Here is an 18,777-nt window from a genome sequence, read left to right as displayed (position 1 = left end):
AACCTTGCCAGCCGTCAAGCGGAATCGTGTCAATAGCTGAAAAACATTAGCTTTGAGTTCACCATTTAGACGCTTGCCATAGGGTACTGGCAATCGAGCCGCCCATCATTATCAAGGCGTAGACAGATATTGAAAGTTAATTAGTTAGATATGCGAGTCACATCACAAATAGTAGGATTACCCGTTATCTTTCAAGTTGCCTCTTTGTTGGCCGCGCTCACTCACCCCGGTCACATAGCTCGCTATGCTCCCGGGGATTCGCTCCCTTGCCGTCGCGATTCATCTTGAAATCCATAGGGTATAGACAGATTCAGTTAACCACTTAAAATAAATTCCACTGATGTGATGTTAATTTTTTGTTATTATTAATCAATTTTATTGAGAACATGAGTCTTATTATTAAGGTGGTCGTTATGGCTAAGAATCCTGATGTTTCCCTTTGTAAAGAACTTACTGATATTCAGCGTCATGTAACCCAGAATGCCGGGACAGAGCCGCCATTCTCAGGGAAATTGCTGCATAATAAGAAAAGTGGCATGTATCATTGTTTATGTTGCGAGCAGCTGTTATTTATGTCCGATACTAAATTTGATTCTGGTTGTGGCTGGCCGAGTTTTTACCAGCCTGTTACTCATGATGCGGTGAAGTATCTTGATGATAATAGTCACAATATGCACCGTATTGAGGTACGTTGCGGTCATTGCAACGCTCATTTGGGGCATGTGTTCCCTGATGGCCCGCAACCGACAGGAGAACGTTTTTGCATCAACTCGGCTGCATTAAGCTTTACTGATGAAAATACAGGCGAAAAAACAGTAGGTTAATCGTTTTTATGATTGCGGACATAATCTTAATTTACGCAAAAAATCGTTTCAGCTAATTCTGGAAAATAATGAGGAAATATCAATGGAACTGGATGATCTGTTATCTGTAATGACACCAGAAATATATCAACGCTTGGTTCAGGCGGTAGAACTGGGTAAATGGCAGGATGGCGTGCCTCTAACGGTAGAGCAGAAAGAGCATAGTTTGCAAATGATTATGCTATGGCAATCAAGGCATAACCATGATCCGCAACATATGACGATCGGCACTGACGGTCAGTTGGTGATGAAGAGTAAACAAGAACTGAAAGCGATCTTTCAGTCTGAAATGGTGGCGACATTCAAGCCATAATCTTTGGCAAGTAGGTGATGAAAAGGCTGAGTGTGTAAACTCAGCCTGGCCTTGGATTGATATCAGAGGAGAGCGTTTTCTAGTTGATCAAGTTCTATCAATATAGCGCCTTTCTCTTTTATCTCTTTGAATGCTGATTGGCTATCATTTGGGCTGAGGTTAACCCCCCGGCAACCATCAGTAATGACCCAAGTCTCATAACCTAATGCCAGCGCATCCAGCACAGTAAACTTCACGCAATAATCAGTCGCGATACCGATAACAAACAGACGTTCAATTTGCTGTGTTTGCAACCAGTCATCAAGCCGGGTTTTACTCAGATGACCGTTGTCAAAGAAAGCACTGTAGCTATCGATCTGTGGATTTTCACCTTTATGGAAAATTTCGAGAATGGCTTGCTTGTTTAGCTGTGGATGGAAATCAGCGCCAGGCTGACCCTGAACACAGTGTACCGGCCACCATACTTGTGGAATACCGTTTAATATACCGATATCACCGATCTGTTGCCCGGAATTTACTGCGAAGCTCATATGTTCAGCCGGATGCCAGTCTTGAGTGGCAATAATGCTGATATTGTGTTTCAGACAAATATCAATTGCCTGATTTGCCGCAACAATGACTTGTTCACTCTCTTCTACGGCTAAAGCGCCGCCGGTACAGAAGTCGTTCTGTAGATCAATAAGTAATAGGGCTGTTTTCATCTTTTTCCTTGATTATTTATCAGGATAACTTAATTCACCACGTAAATTTTGTTGCATTAAATAACGAATTTTTTCATTGCTATAGGGTTGACTGAGTAAATAGTGCAACTTGGTTAAAGTTGCTTCAAAAGTCATATCGTAGCCGCTGATTACCCCTGCTTCCGCCAGAGCATGGCCCGTTGCATAACCTTCCATATTTACTCGGCCAGAAATGCATTGAGTCAAATTAACAACCACGATCCCTCTCTCTGTTGCCTGTTTTAGCTCTTTCAGCAGTTCAGGGCGCTGAGGTGCGTTTCCGACGCCATACGAGCGCAGGATGAGAGCCTTAACCGGCTGCATTAAAATATTATTCACAACCTGACTGGAAAGGCCAGGGTAAATGGTGATGACGCCAATTGGCTGAGGGGTAATCCGATGAGTAATAAACTCACCATGACTGGCAGGGGCAGAGCAAGCATTGAAAGTTTTGATGTTAATACCGGCTTCCATTAATGGAGAACAGTTTGGCGAGGCAAAAGCATCGAAACCGTCGGCATGTGCTTTGACGGTTCGATTCCCACGAAACAGTTTATTATTGAAAAACAGGCTGACCTCGTTAACCGGGTAATTAGCGGCAAGGTAAAGCGCGTTCAATAAGTTTGTCTGCCCATCAGAGCGCAGCGCTTCCAGTGGGATTTGCGACCCTGTGACAATGACTGGCTTACTCAGATTCTCAAACATAAAGGAGAGGGCCGATGCCGTAAATGCCATTGTATCCGTACCATGCAGGATCACGAACCCATCATAATCATGGTAATTTTCTCGGATATCATCAGCGATAAACTGCCAGTCTTCTGGGGTCATATCAGAAGAATCGATCAGTGGTTGATGTTCACGGATGGTGAATGTCGGCATTTCCGGTCGATGGAATTCGGGCATCTTTGTTAATTGACGCTGTAAATGCCCGGAAACGGGAATGTATCCCTGAGATGAGTGTTGCATCCCAATAGTTCCGCCAGTATAGACGACATAAATAGACTTCTTCTGCATGACTGTACCTCATAAAAAGATCAGCTGGATTATAGGAGTATTACAGAAGAAAAAAAGCCTGACAGGGATTTGTCAGGCTAAATTAATCGAGTTATTACCTGGAATCAGGCATTATTATGGGCTGTTTAGCGAATATCTCCGCAATTTAAACAGAATGCATAACGATTTTGTGGATCATTCAGATGGCGATAGAACTCACTTTGTTGTTTCACTTCCTGAGCCACCTGCGCCAGTGGAGCGGGGAGCCAAGCTTGAACCGCTTCCGGTACGATAACTTGCGCGGTTGTTGTCAACTGACTCATCAGCAACTCACTGAATGACATTTCAGGCTGCATCCAGTCAAGCTCTGGGTTATCCAATTTTGCCAATGCAGCCGCTTTAGTGACCGCATCATCGAAATCCCCTAATTGGTCGACCAATCCATTGGTTTTAGCATCATGACCAATCCACACATGCCCCTGAGCAATTTTATCGACTTCTTCACGTGTTTTATGGCGTGAATCAGCAACAATACCGATAAAGTTGTTATAGCCATTTTCGATATTAAGCTGCATCAGCTCTGAGAACTGTTTGCTGAGTCCTTTGGTAACAGAAATACCCGCGAGTGGCGTCGTGGAAACGCCGTCAGTATGGATACCAATATGTTCCAGACTGTTTTCATAAGTGGTGATGACACCGAAGATACCAATAGAACCCGTCAACGTACTTTGGTTTGCGATGATGTAATTAGATGGAGTAGAGATCCAGTAACCACCGGATGCCGCCATTCCCCCCATAGAAACCACCACAGGTTTATTCGCTGCACGTAGCGCGGCCAGTTCAGTGCGAATAACATCAGAAGCGCTCACACTGCCGCCAGGGCTGTTTACTCGCAGAATAACAGCTTTGATATTATCATCCAGGCGAGCTTGACGAATCTGAGCGGCGGTTGTGTCACCGCCAACCATACCTGGCGTCTGCTGCCCATCGACGATTGCGCCTTGTGCGACAATAACGGCGATATTGCCTTTAGATGATGATCTGCCTTCCACCAATTGCGGTGCATAATCGTAAATGCTGATAGCATTGAAGTGGCGGTTTTTTTCGTCCCAACCAAAGGCTTTTGTCATGTCGCTTTCAATGACATTGCGTGGCGCAACATAATCGACCAGCTTATGTTTAAGCGCATATTGCGCATTGTCTCCGCCAACAGCACGTAAGCCGGCAATCATCTCATCAGCGCCTGGGAATACTTGATCAACAGTGAGTTTGCGGTTGGTAGCGACAGTATTGAGATAGTTGTGCCACAGACCGTTGACCCAACGGCTATCAGCTTCGCGGGCATCGGGGGACATATCATCACGCATAACCGGTTCAACGGCTGATTTATACGTGCCGACGCGGAAAATATGCGCGGTGACTTTCAGTGAGTCCAGCAAGGATTTGTAATATAGGTTATTGGTTGAATAGCCATAAAGACCAACCGTTCCTTGTGGCGATAGATAGATTTTATCGGCAAAGGTAGACAGATAATACTGTGACTGATTATAACTGTCACTGATAGCATAAACGGGTTTACCGGAAGTTTTAAACTCATTAATTGCCTTACCGATATACTGCATGGATGGCTGGTCGGCGCCGATGAAATCATCAAGTTTCAGCACCAGACCCGTGATTTTGGTATCGGTTTTTGCCTGGCGAATGCTATCAACAATGTCAAACAGGGAGTTTTCCTGAAATTTATTGCCGGATGTGCCAAACAGTTCACGGCTCAATTGAGTCAATGGAGTACGGCTGGAGACCTGATCCACAATAACACCGGTGAGATTGACATATAATGCTCCCCGATAACTATCTGCCGTTTTGTTTGGCTGTTGATAAAGCAGGAAACCGCCAATCACAACCAGAACCAGCATGATAAAAATCAGGTTTGAAATGACTTCCCGAATAAAATTTAATAGTCGCCAACTCCATTTAAATAATCTTGCGATCAACTTCCATAAAATACGCATATCATCTCCAAAAATAGGATCAAGTAAAGCTATCCTAATGATCAGACATGTAAATGTCAGCTTCAAATAGTGGCATATTGTCTGAAAAGACAGCTTTTGGGACTTTTATTTGTTAACAAATAAACAGAAAATGTTAGCTTATAATAAAATACATTATCTAGGAGAGAAAAGATGGATGCATTAGAACTTTTGTTGAACAGACGTTCAGTATCACGTTTAACAACCCCGGCGCCTCAAGATGAAGCATTACAGCATATTCTGGCGGCGGGAATGAGAGCGCCTGATCATGGCGCACTGCGTCCGTGGCGCTTTATTGTCATGCAGGATGAAGGTATTGAACGGTTCAGTCGATTACTCCATCAAGCAGCCATTGATAGTCAGCTTGGCGCTGACGCGGAAGAAAAAGCGAAAAGCGCGCCTTATCGGGCGCCATTAATCATCTCTGTTATTGCAAAAGTGGCTGAGAATTCCAAAATACCGGAATGGGAACAGGTGGTTTCCGCGGGTTGTGCGGTACATGCGATGCAAATGGCGGCGGTGGCTCAAGGGTTTGGTGGTATCTGGCGTACCGGTCCGTGGATTGATGATAATACCGTGCGTGCCGGTTTGGAGTGTGATGAACATGACAAAATAGTGGGTTTTCTCTACCTTGGAACGCCTGTGTTAAGAGCGCCCAATAAGGTTACTCCGCCGGATATGACCAATTTTGTCAGCTACTTGTAACCGGGGTCTGTTATGTCAACAGAAGTTCGTCTTACCCAATACAGCCACGGCGCTGGATGCGGTTGTAAAATTTCACCAAAAGTTTTGGAAACCATTCTACATAGTGAGCAGGAAAAATTTCTTGACCCTCATTTACTGGTTGGTAGTGAAACCCGTGATGATGCCGCGGTTTATGATATTGGCAACGGTATCGGTATTGTCAGTACGACAGATTTCTTCATGCCGATTGTAGATGATCCATTTGATTTTGGGCGCATTGCCGCCACAAATGCTATCAGTGATATTTATGCGATGGGCGGTAAGCCCATCATGGCGATAGCTATTTTAGGATGGCCTATCGATAAATTGGCGCCGGAAATTGCCCGTAAGGTGATTGAAGGCGGCAGAGCCGCGTGTAAAGGGGCCGGGATTGCACTGGCGGGAGGGCACTCTATTGATGCGCCTGAGCCTATTTTCGGCCTGGCTGTAACCGGTGTCGTTAATATTGACCGAGTGAAGCAGAACAGCGCGGCGAAAGCGGGCAGCCAGCTATTGCTGACCAAGCCGCTTGGCATCGGTGTATTGACTACGGCGGAGAAAAAAGGCTTGCTGTTGCCTGAACATCAGGGCGTCGCGATCGAAACCATGTGTCGTTTAAATAAGTTGGGGATGGATTTTGCCGAGGTGGCGGGTGTTACCGCAATGACTGATGTAACCGGGTTTGGTCTGTTAGGGCATTTGAGTGAAATTTGTGAAGGATCGGGGGTTCAGGCCACTCTCCATTTTGCAAAAGTGCCTAAACTGCCGGAAGTGGAATCCTATATTGAAAAGGGTTGTGTTCCGGGGGGAACCGGGCGTAACTTTGATAGTTACGGTCATCTTGTTGGTGAAATGACAGAACTTCAACGCAAGCTGTTATGTGATCCACAAACATCCGGCGGCCTGCTGTTGGCTGTTCTACCAGAAGCTATGGACGAAGTGAAAGCAATTGCACGATGTCATGGCATCGAACTGACCGCGATTGGTGAATTGTCTGAGCAACAGTCAGGCAGAGTACTAATTGAGGTTAATGAATAATATCCATGCGGCTTTTTATTGCAGAAAAACCTAGCCTGGCCAGGGCGATTGCCGATATTTTACCCAAACCGCATCGCCGTGGTGATGGCTTTATTGCTTGTGGCGATAACCAGTTTGTTACCTGGTGTATCGGTCACTTGCTGGAACAAGCGGAACCTGATGCCTACGACGGTCGTTTTGCCCGTTGGTCATTAGTTGATCTTCCAATTATTCCTGAAAGATGGCAGTTAAAACCGCGACCTTCTGTTGAGAAACAGCTCAACATCATCCAGACGTTATTGGAAAAAGCCGATGAAATAGTGCATGCCGGTGACCCGGATCGGGAAGGGCAACTGTTGGTGGATGAGGTTCTGGATTTTTTGAAGCTGGATGATGTCAGGCGTAAAAATGTTCGTCGTTGCTTGATAAGCGATCTAAATCCACAGGCGGTGACCAGAGCGGTTGAGCGGTTGAGAGATAACCGGGATTTTATTCCGCTATGTGTTTCAGCTCTCGCCAGAGCCAGAGCGGATTGGTTGTATGGCATTAATATGACCCGCGCCTATACCTTGCTTGGCCGTAATGCAGGGTATCAGGGGGTATTATCTGTCGGGCGTGTTCAGACTCCGGTTTTGGGGTTAGTGGTCCGCAGGGATGAAGAGATTGAGCATTTCGTACCCAAAGATTTTTTTGAGGTGAAAGCGCATATTGTCACGCCGAAAGATGAACGTTTTATCGCTATCTGGCAACCAAGTGAATCTTGTATCGATTTTTTGGATGAAGAAGGACGATTGATACACCGGCCTTTGGCTGAACATGTGGTTGCCAGAATAACCGGTCAACCAGCCTATGTGACCTCTTATCAGGATAAACGGGAATCTGAAATCGCGCCTTTGCCATTTTCATTATCTTCTTTGCAGATTGAAGCTGCTAAGCGTTTTGGCCTAAATGCGCAACAAGTGTTGGATATTTGTCAGCGATTGTATGAAACACATAAGCTAATTACTTATCCTCGTTCTGATTGCCGTTATTTGCCTGATGAACACTTTGCCGGTCGTCATGCAGTGCTTAATGCGATATCTATTCACGCAACAAATCTGTTGCCACAAGAATTATTGGAAATAGATAGAAAGAATCGTTGTTGGGATGATAAAAAGGTTGATGCTCACCATGCAATTATCCCGACAGCACGAAGTAGTCATATAAATCTGACGGATAATGAGGCTAATGTTTATGGTTTGATTGCCAGACAATATTTGATGCAATTTTTCCCGGATGCCATATTCCGTAAATGTGTTATTGAATTAGAAATTGCCGGTGGAAAATTTATTGCTAAAGCTCGTTTTCTTGCTGAGGCAGGTTGGAGAACGTTGCTTGGTAATAAAGAGCGTGATGAAGAGAATGACGGAACGCCATTACCCGTTGTTGCTAAAGGTGATGAATTATTGTGTGAAAGAGGGGAGGTGGTAGAGCGCCAAACCCAACCGCCGAAACCATTTACTGATGCAACTATCCTTTCTGCTATGACGGGAATTGCCCGTTTTGTACAGGATAAGGAACTGAAAAAAGTTCTTCGTGCAACAGATGGACTGGGGACGGAAGCAACCCGGGCTGGCATTATCGAATTGCTGTTTAAGCGGGAGTTTCTTTATAAGCAAGGGCGCCATATTCATGCTACACCTGCGGGTAGGGCGTTGATTCATGTATTGCCTGATATGGCTGCTTTACCGGATATGACCGCCCATTGGGAATCCCGGTTAACACAAATCAGCGAAAAACAGTTCCGCTATCAAGATTTCATGGGGCCGCTTGAGGAGACATTGCAGCAATTAATTTGGCAGGCTAAACAGAACCGTAATTTAACAGCTTTTCGTGATTTACCACCACTGCCGGTTAAAGATAAAAGAGGGAAAAAAACGAAAGCAACAAAAAATAGTAAAACAGCTGCGCCATAGGGCGCAGCAATTATTAATTAACGTTATTTTAAAATAAACGATTGATATTCTATGTTAATAGAATATCAGATTTTAAATTCTGCCCAAACAGGGGCATGGTCCGAAGGTTTTTCCATCTCACGGATTTTATAGTCAATACCTGTTGCGATACAGCGCTCCACCAAGGGTTTAGTTGCAAGCAATAAATCAATACGTAGCCCGCGATTATCATCAAACCCTTTGGAGCGATAATCAAACCAGGAAAATTGGTCGTTACATTCAGGATTGAGATGGCGGAATGTATCAACCAGGCCCCAGTTTTTCAGGCGATCCATCCAATCTCTCTCTTCTGGCAGGAAAGAACATTTACCCGTTTTTAGCCAGCGTTTTTGGTTGTTCTCACCAATTCCGATGTCCAGATCTGTCGGGCTGATATTCATATCGCCCATGATAATCACTTGTGATTGAGGGGTTAAGTTTTGCTCCAGATAGTTTTGCAGATCCTGATAAAATTTCTCTTTTGCCGGAAATTTCACTGGATGTTCACGGCTTTCTCCCTGTGGAAAATAGCCATTAATAACGGTCAATGGCCCGTGTGGGGTCTCCATTTCTGCCATGATAACACGGCGTTGAGCATCTTCATCATCCCCTGGAAAACCACGATGTACGGCAAGAGGCGCCTGGCGCGTTAACAGAGCGACGCCGTAATGGGCTTTCTGGCCGTGATAAAATACATGATAGCCAAGTTCTCTCACCTCTTCTAAAGGGAACGCTTCGTCATGAACTTTTGTTTCCTGTAAGCCGATAACATCGGGTCGATGTTGCTCGACGATCGCAGCTAACTGATGGGGGCGGGCACGTAATCCATTAATATTAAAAGAGATAAATTTCATCTTTTACAGCCATCCAGTAAAAAGACACAGGAACAATAGTAACAGATGGATCTTAAAAAGTAACTATTGACAATGGTCAGTACGAAATAGTAACGGCCCCCCTAATATTATAATTTGTTGTGGAAAATATAATAATTTGTGGTGAGAAACAGCCTCTGTTAGACCGTTTTTATCTCAAGTGTTACAAAAATTGATTACTGAAAAATGTAGAACCCTATCCTAATCTTTGATAGAAAATTGAGCTCGTTAGTAATGTTTATATTTTCTAATGGTTGATTGGTTGAGATTAATTTTTGAACCATGATAAACATGAATAATAGAGTTTATTGAGCCACCTATGTATTGAACATACGCTTTTTTTATGTGGTATATGTTTGAGAAGTATTTGTTTTTTTGTACAAAATTTATGCCTTCACAGTATCAAACTTGATTTAGCTGTCATTTGGTGAAGGCTATTTCAAAGAAATTATTTTAGCCACAAGTTATATAGGAACGGTGAATTATGTTTTTTTCTCGTAAATTAGAAGCATTCATGGCAGTGGTGGAAAATGGTTCTTTAAGTAAAGCGGCAAGAGTGATGAACCGTACAACTCCTCCAGTAGCTAAATCAATCAAAGACTTCGAGGCAACATTAGGGAAGCGCCTTTTCAAAAGGGAGAAATTTGGGATGAGTCTGACTAAAGATGGTTTAGAATTATATAATGATCTTAAAGATCTTTATTTACAAGAAAAAGAAATAACTAAAAAACATATCAGTGGTAGTATATGTAACATAGTTAATATTTATTACGATTGGGGGAAAAACAAACATCTTATTTATTTATATAAAGCAGCTGACAGAAATAGCTCCCAGGTAAATATATTCCGGTTTAGTTATGATAACATTGAAGAAATAGTGGATTACGACGGCAACACGCTCATTCTGAGCTCAGAAAAGATACTAAGTGACCGTTTTAGTCTCATTCGTAAAATAAAAGGGCCTGAATTGGGAATTTGCTGCCGAAAAGAATTATTGGATATTGCTGGTGGCGATGTGATGCAATTGCTCAAGAGTAATACTTGGCTATGCGATCCTGTACTTTATAAAAGTAGTTTCATTAAAAACCTGGAAGAAGAAGTTATTCAAAGTGGTGGAAAAGTAAATATGCGTCAGATGGATAATATGGGATGCTGCATGAATTTCATTTATTCCAGAGATTATATATTTATTACCGATTCTCATCCTGACGAATTGGAAGGAGGAGATGCTTTGAGTTTTGTTCCTATTGCAAAACCTGGTGCAGCAAATCAATGTTATATTTATAAATCTAAATCGCACTCAAGTGTACTTAATCGTTTCATCGATTCAGTCAATGACATGAGTTAAAATTCACCTACGCGGAGAGGATTATTGTAAGCTCCGCGTTGTTGTTATGTGGAGATAATTATAAAGACTTTTCACTGTACCTAAATGATAAACTTATATTTATAATTCTTATTTGAATATTCCGAGTGAATATCTGGTAATGGTGAGGAAAAATGGACTGTTCCTCGCCTTTTGGGGCAACGTATACGAAAGCCTGACATACTTATTCATTCTTGTCTGGTGTCAGGACAACCCATTTGTGCATGCACAAATCTGCATGGCCTTTGTTTTACTGCTTTAGCCACGGTGTTGTGGCGCTCCAAAAAATAATGTTCGCCCCTAAATAGCTTTCGGCAAAATCGGTAAACTCCTGCTGAGTGAAGGGTTTTTTGGTTTTTGGGTTGGTATAGGTTAGCGTGGGTTCTTGGACTGCCATTGCCACCAAATCCAGTTTGCCCTTGTAGCGATTGAAAAAGGGATAAGCGTTTTTCATCTGAGCAGATTGATACGGTACGATATCGGGGCCGCCGAGGCCAATCTTATTTTTCGACGCGAAATTAAAAAAGCGAGACATATACTGATGATCATTATCCCATTCACATGGCCAGAAATTAACATATTGTACCACGTAGGATTTTTTAAATACCTGGCGGGCAAATTTGATATTATCAAGTTCGGCGGCAAAATAGCGGTCACAGCTAAAACCGGTCTTATCCTGTTTCATATCAATATCAACGGCGGTTTCTGGTAGATTAATCCCGGCAATACGGCCATCAAATTTTTTTGCCAGTTCGGAAAGCAGATTCTGATAGCTTTTACGCAACGCTGTATTCCACTGAATAGCAACCCAACCATAACTTTGTGCTTTGCCTTCACCGGGATTATCAACTTGAGCAACTAAACCGCCTTGATATTTTGTGTCTTGTTGGAGATAAAATGGAATGTAGCGAGCATTTTTCTCAAAAAAGCGATCTTGGATCTGAATAAACAGCTTCTTTTTTATTCTATTAAGCAACGACAAATCTTTTTCGATGGCGGAAAAATCATATTTCCCTGTCTCGCTCTCCAATTGTTTCCAGCTATAAACAACCTGTACACCGTCAATGTCTTGACGTTCTAACAGAGGACGTAATTGATCGAGCTCATCGGATGAAGTGTAGAGATAGTTTTGTGGTTTTCCTGCGAGTGCAGCAGTTGACAGTAGACTAAAAATCAGAGTAGCTGAGATAAGTTGTTTTAGCATTATAGTTTCTATCCTTAATTATAGGGGAATGAATCTCATCAATTTATGACAGCTTAACAAGGTAGATAGTTCCATTACTTGATGAATTTATTTAACATCAAAAAGTTACTTTATTGATTAATTGGTAATTATTTGCCACGTCTTAGTACTCATTTATCTCTATCTTTGTGAATAAATTCTCATTAAAAACAAATGAGCATGTTATCAATGAATATCATATTCATTGGGATTGTTGACTGTTTTACAGAGAAACGTTTAGTGATTTATTTTGAAGTTTAATGAAAATTAAACGAAATGCATTTTATGATAAAAAAGTATTGACTTTATTATCGGCTAATTAAGAGAATTGTCCTGCTCTACAAATAATTTATCTTGCTGTAGAAGATTAAGGAATAAATGGTGGGCATATCAGCATGAAATGTAATTTACACTCATTCTTGATAATAGGTTGTTTGAATCGGTTAATCGAATTGCTAATTCTTGGGACAGTAAAAGGGTAGATATCCTGAGAGAGTATCATTAACAATATTCTGATTAATCCATCGGATTGTATTCGTGGTAGCGCCTTTACACTTGCCTTGCGGCGAAAAGGTTGGTCTGTTTTTTTATCTTGCATCACTGGATATCTTGTTATTCGTATAGCATGAATGAGAATTATTCTTTTTTACAGCGAATTGATGCGTGATATTTAAAAAGGAATAATGAAATTGAAATCCATGTAACATATTGAATAGGAATGAAAATAGGATATTGCTCTTATAGGGGATTATCTGATTATAACAGAATGCTCAAGTCCTTCTCATTTTATGGCAATCAATGCAAGCTTATTTTTGTCAATAAATGTCATGTTACTGTTTATGGAGTCTAAATATTCTGTCCGACATGCTGTTATATCGACAGAGATAAGAGGGTACATTAAAAATCGTATTTTTTTGAAAAAAAGAGTTGATCTTTATAAGCACCCGCCAAGAAGATAGGAAAATTCAGAAATCGTTCATCCTGTTCATGTGTTGATGTATTGCGAAAACATGAATGACACATGTAAATATTTACGGCTCAGTTAACTGCCGACCGGGAAATACCGGTGTGGGTTACTTCCCGATATAACCATAATGACATGGCCCTATATTGAGTTCTTATCATTTACTCATGATCGCAGAAGATTTAGGAGAAAATATGACGTATTCAACACCGGTGATTATCTTTGATCACAGCCGCTACAGACTAAAAGTGTGGGGCAATAAAGCCCCGCTGGATGTGTTGGCCTTTACCGGGCAGGAAGCCTTAAGCCAGCCGTTTCACTATGCCATTGAATTCACCAGTGTGGAGAAAGGGATTGAACCGGCACAGATGCTGATGCAGCAGGCTGCATTTACCCTGACTTCGCCTGAGATCAATCCGGGGATACGGGGCTGGCCGATCGAACCCCCGGCGCCATTGCGCTCGGTTTACGGGGTGATCAGCGGCTTTAAACTGCTCTCCACCTCACCGGATGAAAGCCGCTATGAAGTGACGCTCGAGCCGCGACTGGCGCTGCTGGCGAGAAGCCATCAATACGCCATCTACCAAAAACTGTCGGTGCCGGAGATTGTGGAGAAAATCCTGCGGGATCGTCATGGATTTCGCGGGCAGGATTTCCTGTTCAGCCTGGCATACAGCTACCCGAGGCGGGAACAGGTGATGCAGTATGGCGAAGATGACCTGCGCTTTATCCAACGCCTGCTGGCGGAAGTGGGTATCTGGTACAAAGTGACGGCGGATGACCGATTAAAGATCGATGTGGTGGAGTTTTACGACGACCAGCGTGACTACCAGTTCAACGTCTACCTGCCTGCCCGCAATCCATCGGGTATGCACGGCGAAGAGGACGCAGTGGTCTGGGGGATGGAAACCGCGTATCAGGTGGTGGAGGGAAAAGTCGCGACCCGCAATTATGACTACCACGATGCCCGGCCATATCCCGGCCTGAACACCGAGGCGGATGTGGCGCGGGGCGACCGCACTACTTATGGCGAAGCGTACCATTACCGCGATCACTACCGGATACCCGGCGACCGTTACGCCTATCAACCGGAGGCGGAAAGTGGAGTATTTTATGCCCGCCTGCATCACGAGCGTTACCTGAATCAACGCATTCGCCTGCGGGGAATGACCACCTCCGCCACGCTGGTGCCGGGGCAGGAACTAAAAGTGAAAGGAGACGCCCCGGAAGCATTTCGCAAAGGGGCGATAATCACCCAGATCACCAACAGCGCTCGCCGGGACAGCAGTTTTGAAATGGCGTTTACCGCCATTCCTTATTCTGAAACCGTCTGCTTTCGCCCGGAACGGGTGCCGAAACCGGTGATGGCGGGCACGATACCTGCGCGGGTGAGCAGCACGAAAGTGAATGATATCTACGGCGATATCGACAAAGACGGCTTATATCGGGTGGCGTTTAACTTTGACCGGGAGAAATGGCCGCAAGGAGGCGAAAGCCTGTGGGTGCGTCTGGCGCGTCCGTATGCGGGGGAGAAGTATGGCTTTCACTGGCCGTTGCTGGAAGGCACCGAAGTGGCGATCGCCTTTGAAGGGGGCGACCCGGACCGGCCCTATATCGCCTATTCCCTGCATGACTCGGAGCACCCGGATCACGTCAATCTCTACAACTACAAATGCAACATTCTGCGCACCCCGGCGAACAACAAACTGCGGATGGGTGACGAACGCGGTCGGGAACATATCAAACTGAGTACCGAATACGGCGGTAAAAGCCAGTTGAACCTAGGTCATCTCGTTGATAGCCAGCGCCCACACCCGGATAAACGGGGTGAAGGCTTTGAGCTGCGAACCGACGACTGGGGCGTGATCCGGGCCGGTAAAGGGTTGTTTATCAGTGCGGATAAACAGGCCAAAGCGGGGGGTGAGGTGCTGGCGATGGAGGCGGCGCTGAATCAACTTCAACAAGCGCAGACCTTAACCGAGGCATTATGCGGCGCGGCTGAAATCGCTAAAGCGGAACTGGCGGATTTGCAGCAACAGAAGGCGTTGTTAAGTGAAACATTAGCTGAACTGAAAAAATCCGCGTTGTTACTCTCCGCGCCGGAGGGTATCGCGCAGACGACGGCAAAAAGCCTCCAGTTGGCGGCCGGGGAAAATATTATCGCCACCAGTGGGAAAAATGCCGATTTCAGTGTGCTGAGAAAATTCACGGTAGCGGCAGGTGAAAGGATCAGCCTGTTTGCCCAAAAACTGGGCATCAAACTGTTTGCCAGCAAAGGCCGGGTAGAGATTGAGGCGCAGGGTGATGCAATGGGGCTGGCGGCACTGAAAGATATCACGGTGAATAGCCATGAGGGAAAAGTGATCATCAGTGCCAAACAGGAGATTTTGTTGGTCAGTGGCGGTGGTTATATCCGAATAGGGAATGGTCAGGTGGAATGTGGTGCGCCCAATCACATCATCCAACGGGCGACAGCGTGGCAGAAGTTTGGCGGGCAGAGTGTTAGTCAGATGGTTTCCCAACGTGAAACGGTGGATTTTTCTGTCACACCACAGGTGCTCTGGCCTTTTGATGATATGCCGGTGAAGGATCAACATGCCTTTTTACACAATCATGACGATAGTCAGCACTCTTCGATAACGGGTGAAGATGGCAAGACGGCTAAACAGAAGAAATTGGGTGTGGAAGCAATAAAGTTTTATTTAAAAGAAGGTAAGGAGTGATTATGACTGACTCATCAGAAAAAGTGGTTGTTTATCCTGTTTATGATGAACATGGCAGGTTGTATTACCCGCTAATGAGTGCGCCCAGTCACAAGGACCTGACGGCGATTTGTTATAAGGTGCCTAACCGGGTGATCCCAGTGATTTTTTTGCCAGGCGTGATGGGGAGTAATTTGCAAGATAAACGAGGGAATGAAGTTTGGCGTGTGGATGGTTATGGAAGCGTGTGGGAGTGGATGTTAAAAGGACCAGAAACACGAAAAAAGCTGCTTGATCCGGAAAATACCGTGGTCGATTCGCGTGGAAGGGTGGATGACAATCATAAAGAAGGCCCCAAATTTCCTTCTCGTCAAGAGCGAGGCTGGGGCAGGCATCTTATATGAGTTATGGAGAATTTTTACCCTGGCTCCAGGCTGCGTTGGATGATCAGGATGAGTTATTGTTTAACCGGTTGAATAAGACAGGAGAACTGACCCTGCGCCAGAAACTGGAGTTTATGGATCTACAGGCGGAAACGGGGGAAGAAAAGCTTTTATCGAAAGAGATTAAGCTGAGTTATCAATATCAGTTTCCGGTTCATGTCATGGGATATAACTGGCTCCAGTCTAATGCTGATTCAGCAAATCAACTGGTTGAGTATGTTATTGATATTATTACACGCTATAAACAGCGTGGTCAGCCCTGTGAAAAAGTGATTCTGGTGACCCACTCAATGGGGGGATTAGTGGCGCGTCACTATTCAGAGAAACTGGGAGGACATAAGAAAATACTGGGTATTGTACACGGTGTCATGCCGACCTATGGCGCGCCGACGGCTTATAAACGGATGAAAGCGGGTGAAGGGGGAGGAGTTGGACTGGTTATCGGCAGTAATGGCGCCGAGATGACGCCAGTGATGGCGCAATCACCGGGACCACTTCAACTATTACCTAGTTTGAGATATGGCACAGGGTGGTTGCAGATTAAAGATGGTAAGACACTTTATACCTTACCCAAACGCGATCCTTATGAAGAAATCTACTTGCAACGTGATAAGTGGTGGGGGCTATGTGAAGATCGTCTAATTAATCCGACCAATGAGAAAAGAAACCCGGTAGTAATGCAGGCGGATTGGGATACATATCGTGATATATTGTCGACAAAAGTCCGGCCTTTTATTGAGGGACTAACTAGTTGTTATCACAGCAATACCTATGCCTTTTATGGTAACAGTACCACACACCTCTCTTACGGCGTCGTGAGGTGGACTCGTAGAAGTTATGTTGACCGGGGAGATGATCCTAATCTGGTATTTAATAGACCGGTTTATGATCCTTTTAATAATCACTTTTCTGATACACGCATGGTGGGATATTCCCTCGACCCAAACAAACCCGATGACCATAGTCATTTAAGAGCTTTTATTCTTGAAAAGCCGCAACAACCCGGTGATGGCACAGTACCGGTGCAAGGTGGAAAGTTTACCGCTGGAGGGCTGCGTTCAATATTGGGAGCGGAGGTTGATCATGAGCATGCCTATAATACCGATAAAACCCGTTTTTTTACTCTACGGGCAATTATCAAAATAGCGCAATTAGTTAAACAAACTTCCCTGGCTTATCCCGATGAATAGAAAAAGAGTATTAATCATTATTGCAATTGTCAGCTTGTTGTTGCTGGTGTTTTACGGGTTATGGCAATGGTTACAGCCTTATCCCCCTCATACTGTGTTAAATCAGAAGGAAAAATTAGCCGTGGATAAATTATTAACAAACTTACAAACCCGTTGTGTTGGCCGATATCTGGTTGATTTGCCAGCAGACTATAATAATACAGTCAATGATGCTATTTGGGTGAATGATAATCTCATCGAGACCAGCTTGCTCTATCCGCCTGCTTTTGAGCAGCGTATTCAATTACGGGAAAAGGCATTACGGCAAACAAAAACGGTGGAACCGATTGATATGCCTTATTTGAAAAATATCTATCGTTTACCTGAAGGAATGCAGGGAATTATTTTCGAGCGGATAGAGAGCCGAAGTGTACCGGATGTAGTCCGGGTGCTAGAAGCTCATCTGTACAGTAATGGTGTGGCAATAAAAGTGGAAATGAAAGCGAAAGATGGCTCTGCGGCACGTTATGACAAGGATCGACAGACTGAACCAACGGTTTATACCAATAATGTGCCAGAGAAATTGGTTGAGTTGAAAAACTTATTATCCCGTATACAAGGACGTAAGGAGACGGAAATACCCACTACCGCTGGGAGTTGTATTCCCAATGCGTTTATTGCCGATAATAACAGAGATAAAGAATTTATGGAGTTGGTGTATAAAACGAATCCGGCTAATTATTTGAATGTCACCATGATGACGAATAACTATATTCGGGAAAAAGACAGTATGCTGGAACGCTTCGGTGTAATTGCAGCGAGTCTGTATCGGGGAGGGGTTTTCCGTAAAGGAGTGAGGAAAATTAATAAGTTGGATACCGAAGAGTTGCTGTTGGTGGGGCAGCAGCCGAATAGTGATGATCCGCGTTATCTGTTTACATTACTGACAAATGAAAAAACTGGCGGAAGAGAAACACCGGTGTTTGATTTAACGGTGGTTAATGATGAAGAAACACCAACAGCCTATACCCAGAATGAAATTGTAGCATTTTGGGATGCAATTAGTCAGACCGTCAGGGTTAGGCCCGGTGCTTTTAAACGGCAATAACATGCTTCAAATAAAACCCCTTATAGGGATGTAAGGGTTAACCATCAGCAGAAGGAAAAACCAGATGTTTAAAGAAATAATCAGTTAGTGAGGTTAGATGTGATTAGTTTTGGTTTTTGGGGATCGGCATTATTAGTCTATCTTTTAATATTATTTTACACTTGGCCGATAATTGTGATGCTTGATGTATCTGCCATTTGTCGGATAAAGAAAAGCATTAAAGATAAGAAATACTGGCGTGCGTCATTCTTGATTTTTGCCGCTGTATTAATGAGTGGTTCCCTTATCTTCTTTCTAATG

At 44.0% G+C, this 18,777-nt stretch carries 15 protein-coding genes; 10 read left to right on the top strand and 5 right to left on the bottom strand.

Annotated features, from left to right (window positions below; translation table 11 throughout):
• Positions 1–413: 413 nt before the first annotated feature.
• A complete protein-coding gene (msrB, locus tag B0X70_RS12850; RefSeq protein WP_046397475.1) occupies positions 414–824 on the top strand; it encodes a peptide-methionine (R)-S-oxide reductase MsrB in 411 nt (136 codons plus the stop codon).
• Positions 825–906: 82 nt separating this feature from the next.
• Positions 907–1,176, top strand: a complete 270-nt coding sequence (locus B0X70_RS12845; protein WP_036805531.1) for a YeaC family protein — start codon at positions 907–909, stop codon at positions 1,174–1,176.
• A 62-nt stretch (positions 1,177–1,238) separates the two neighbouring features.
• On the opposite strand, the gene pncA is transcribed toward B0X70_RS12845, so the two are convergent.
• The 3 genes from pncA to sppA all read right to left on the bottom strand — a co-directional run bounded on the left by pncA (position 1,239) and on the right by sppA (position 4,900).
• Positions 1,239–1,877 carry a bifunctional nicotinamidase/pyrazinamidase gene (gene pncA / locus B0X70_RS12840; protein WP_217469511.1) on the bottom strand — a complete coding sequence of 213 codons (639 nt, stop codon included), beginning with the start codon at positions 1,875–1,877 and terminating at the stop codon, positions 1,239–1,241.
• A 12-nt stretch (positions 1,878–1,889) separates the two neighbouring features.
• A complete protein-coding gene (ansA, locus tag B0X70_RS12835) occupies positions 1,890–2,909 on the bottom strand; it encodes an asparaginase (RefSeq protein ID WP_217469510.1) in 1,020 nt (339 codons plus the stop codon).
• Positions 2,910–3,034: 125 nt separating this feature from the next.
• A complete protein-coding gene (sppA, locus tag B0X70_RS12830; protein ID WP_217469509.1) occupies positions 3,035–4,900 on the bottom strand; it encodes a signal peptide peptidase SppA in 1,866 nt (621 codons plus the stop codon).
• Between the two features lie 171 nt (positions 4,901–5,071).
• On the opposite strand from sppA, the gene B0X70_RS12825 reads away from it, so the two are divergent.
• From B0X70_RS12825 to B0X70_RS12815, 3 genes are read left to right on the top strand one after another with little or no spacing between them, the layout of a single operon-like run.
• Positions 5,072–5,623 (top strand): NAD(P)H nitroreductase, encoded by a 552-nt coding sequence (locus tag B0X70_RS12825; RefSeq protein ID WP_217469508.1) that lies wholly within the window; start codon positions 5,072–5,074, stop codon positions 5,621–5,623.
• A 12-nt stretch (positions 5,624–5,635) separates the two neighbouring features.
• Positions 5,636–6,679, top strand: coding sequence for a selenide, water dikinase SelD (gene selD, locus B0X70_RS12820; protein ID WP_217469507.1), 1,044 nt, complete (start codon positions 5,636–5,638; stop codon positions 6,677–6,679).
• Positions 6,680–6,684: 5 nt separating this feature from the next.
• A complete protein-coding gene (locus B0X70_RS12815) occupies positions 6,685–8,613 on the top strand; it encodes a DNA topoisomerase III (RefSeq protein ID WP_036780803.1) in 1,929 nt (642 codons plus the stop codon).
• Between the two features lie 65 nt (positions 8,614–8,678).
• On the opposite strand, the gene xthA is transcribed toward B0X70_RS12815, so the two are convergent.
• Entirely contained in the window at positions 8,679–9,485 is an 807-nt protein-coding gene (gene xthA / locus B0X70_RS12810; protein ID WP_036805539.1) for an exodeoxyribonuclease III, read from the bottom strand.
• A gap of 502 nt (positions 9,486–9,987) precedes the next feature.
• On the opposite strand from xthA, the gene B0X70_RS12805 reads away from it, so the two are divergent.
• Positions 9,988–10,851, top strand: a complete 864-nt coding sequence (locus B0X70_RS12805; protein WP_036780805.1) for a helix-turn-helix domain-containing protein — start codon at positions 9,988–9,990, stop codon at positions 10,849–10,851.
• A gap of 268 nt (positions 10,852–11,119) precedes the next feature.
• On the opposite strand, the gene B0X70_RS12800 is transcribed toward B0X70_RS12805, so the two are convergent.
• Complete coding sequence (locus tag B0X70_RS12800) at positions 11,120–12,076, bottom strand: hypothetical protein (RefSeq protein ID WP_418889068.1); 957 nt, start codon at positions 12,074–12,076, stop codon at positions 11,120–11,122.
• 1,173 nt (positions 12,077–13,249) lie between these two features.
• Between B0X70_RS12800 and B0X70_RS12795 the strand changes: the two genes are divergently transcribed.
• From B0X70_RS12795 to B0X70_RS12785, 4 genes are read left to right on the top strand one after another with little or no spacing between them, the layout of a single operon-like run.
• Positions 13,250–15,778: a type VI secretion system Vgr family protein gene (locus tag B0X70_RS12795; protein ID WP_217469505.1), complete on the top strand. Its 2,529-nt coding sequence runs from the start codon at positions 13,250–13,252 to the stop codon at positions 15,776–15,778.
• 2 nt (positions 15,779–15,780) lie between these two features.
• Positions 15,781–16,161, top strand: a complete 381-nt coding sequence (locus tag B0X70_RS25785) for a hypothetical protein (RefSeq protein ID WP_336246289.1) — start codon at positions 15,781–15,783, stop codon at positions 16,159–16,161.
• Positions 16,158–17,390 carry a Tle4 family T6SS lipase effector gene (locus B0X70_RS12790; RefSeq protein ID WP_336246288.1) on the top strand — a complete coding sequence of 411 codons (1,233 nt, stop codon included), beginning with the start codon at positions 16,158–16,160 and terminating at the stop codon, positions 17,388–17,390. Before B0X70_RS25785 ends, B0X70_RS12790 begins: the two co-directional genes overlap by 4 nt.
• Positions 17,383–18,477 carry a Tli4 family immunity protein gene (locus tag B0X70_RS12785; protein ID WP_217469504.1) on the top strand — a complete coding sequence of 365 codons (1,095 nt, stop codon included), beginning with the start codon at positions 17,383–17,385 and terminating at the stop codon, positions 18,475–18,477. Before B0X70_RS12790 ends, B0X70_RS12785 begins: the two co-directional genes overlap by 8 nt.
• Positions 18,478–18,777 lie beyond the last annotated feature (300 nt).

The sequence above is a fragment of the Photorhabdus akhurstii genome (assembly GCF_019090985.1).
Classification (GTDB): domain Bacteria; phylum Pseudomonadota; class Gammaproteobacteria; order Enterobacterales; family Enterobacteriaceae; genus Photorhabdus; species Photorhabdus akhurstii.
The sequence above is the reverse complement of the archived record's forward strand: the minus strand, read 5'-3'. Positions and strand labels throughout refer to the sequence as shown.

Coding starts and splice junctions, on each gene's coding strand:
- pncA (WP_217469511.1), bottom strand. CDS start 1,877: ATGAAAACAGCCCTATTACTTATTGATCTACAGAACGACTTCTGTACC.
- B0X70_RS12790 (WP_336246288.1), top strand. CDS start 16,158: ATGAGTTATGGAGAATTTTTACCCTGGCTCCAGGCTGCGTTGGATGAT.
- B0X70_RS12845 (WP_036805531.1), top strand. CDS start 907: ATGGAACTGGATGATCTGTTATCTGTAATGACACCAGAAATATATCAA.
- B0X70_RS12805 (WP_036780805.1), top strand. CDS start 9,988: ATGTTTTTTTCTCGTAAATTAGAAGCATTCATGGCAGTGGTGGAAAAT.
- B0X70_RS12825 (WP_217469508.1), top strand. CDS start 5,072: ATGGATGCATTAGAACTTTTGTTGAACAGACGTTCAGTATCACGTTTA.
- B0X70_RS25785 (WP_336246289.1), top strand. CDS start 15,781: ATGACTGACTCATCAGAAAAAGTGGTTGTTTATCCTGTTTATGATGAA.
- B0X70_RS12785 (WP_217469504.1), top strand. CDS start 17,383: ATGAATAGAAAAAGAGTATTAATCATTATTGCAATTGTCAGCTTGTTG.
- B0X70_RS12815 (WP_036780803.1), top strand. CDS start 6,685: ATGCGGCTTTTTATTGCAGAAAAACCTAGCCTGGCCAGGGCGATTGCC.
- sppA (WP_217469509.1), bottom strand. CDS start 4,900: ATGCGTATTTTATGGAAGTTGATCGCAAGATTATTTAAATGGAGTTGG.
- msrB (WP_046397475.1), top strand. CDS start 414: ATGGCTAAGAATCCTGATGTTTCCCTTTGTAAAGAACTTACTGATATT.
- selD (WP_217469507.1), top strand. CDS start 5,636: ATGTCAACAGAAGTTCGTCTTACCCAATACAGCCACGGCGCTGGATGC.
- B0X70_RS12795 (WP_217469505.1), top strand. CDS start 13,250: ATGACGTATTCAACACCGGTGATTATCTTTGATCACAGCCGCTACAGA.
- xthA (WP_036805539.1), bottom strand. CDS start 9,485: ATGAAATTTATCTCTTTTAATATTAATGGATTACGTGCCCGCCCCCAT.
- ansA (WP_217469510.1), bottom strand. CDS start 2,909: ATGCAGAAGAAGTCTATTTATGTCGTCTATACTGGCGGAACTATTGGG.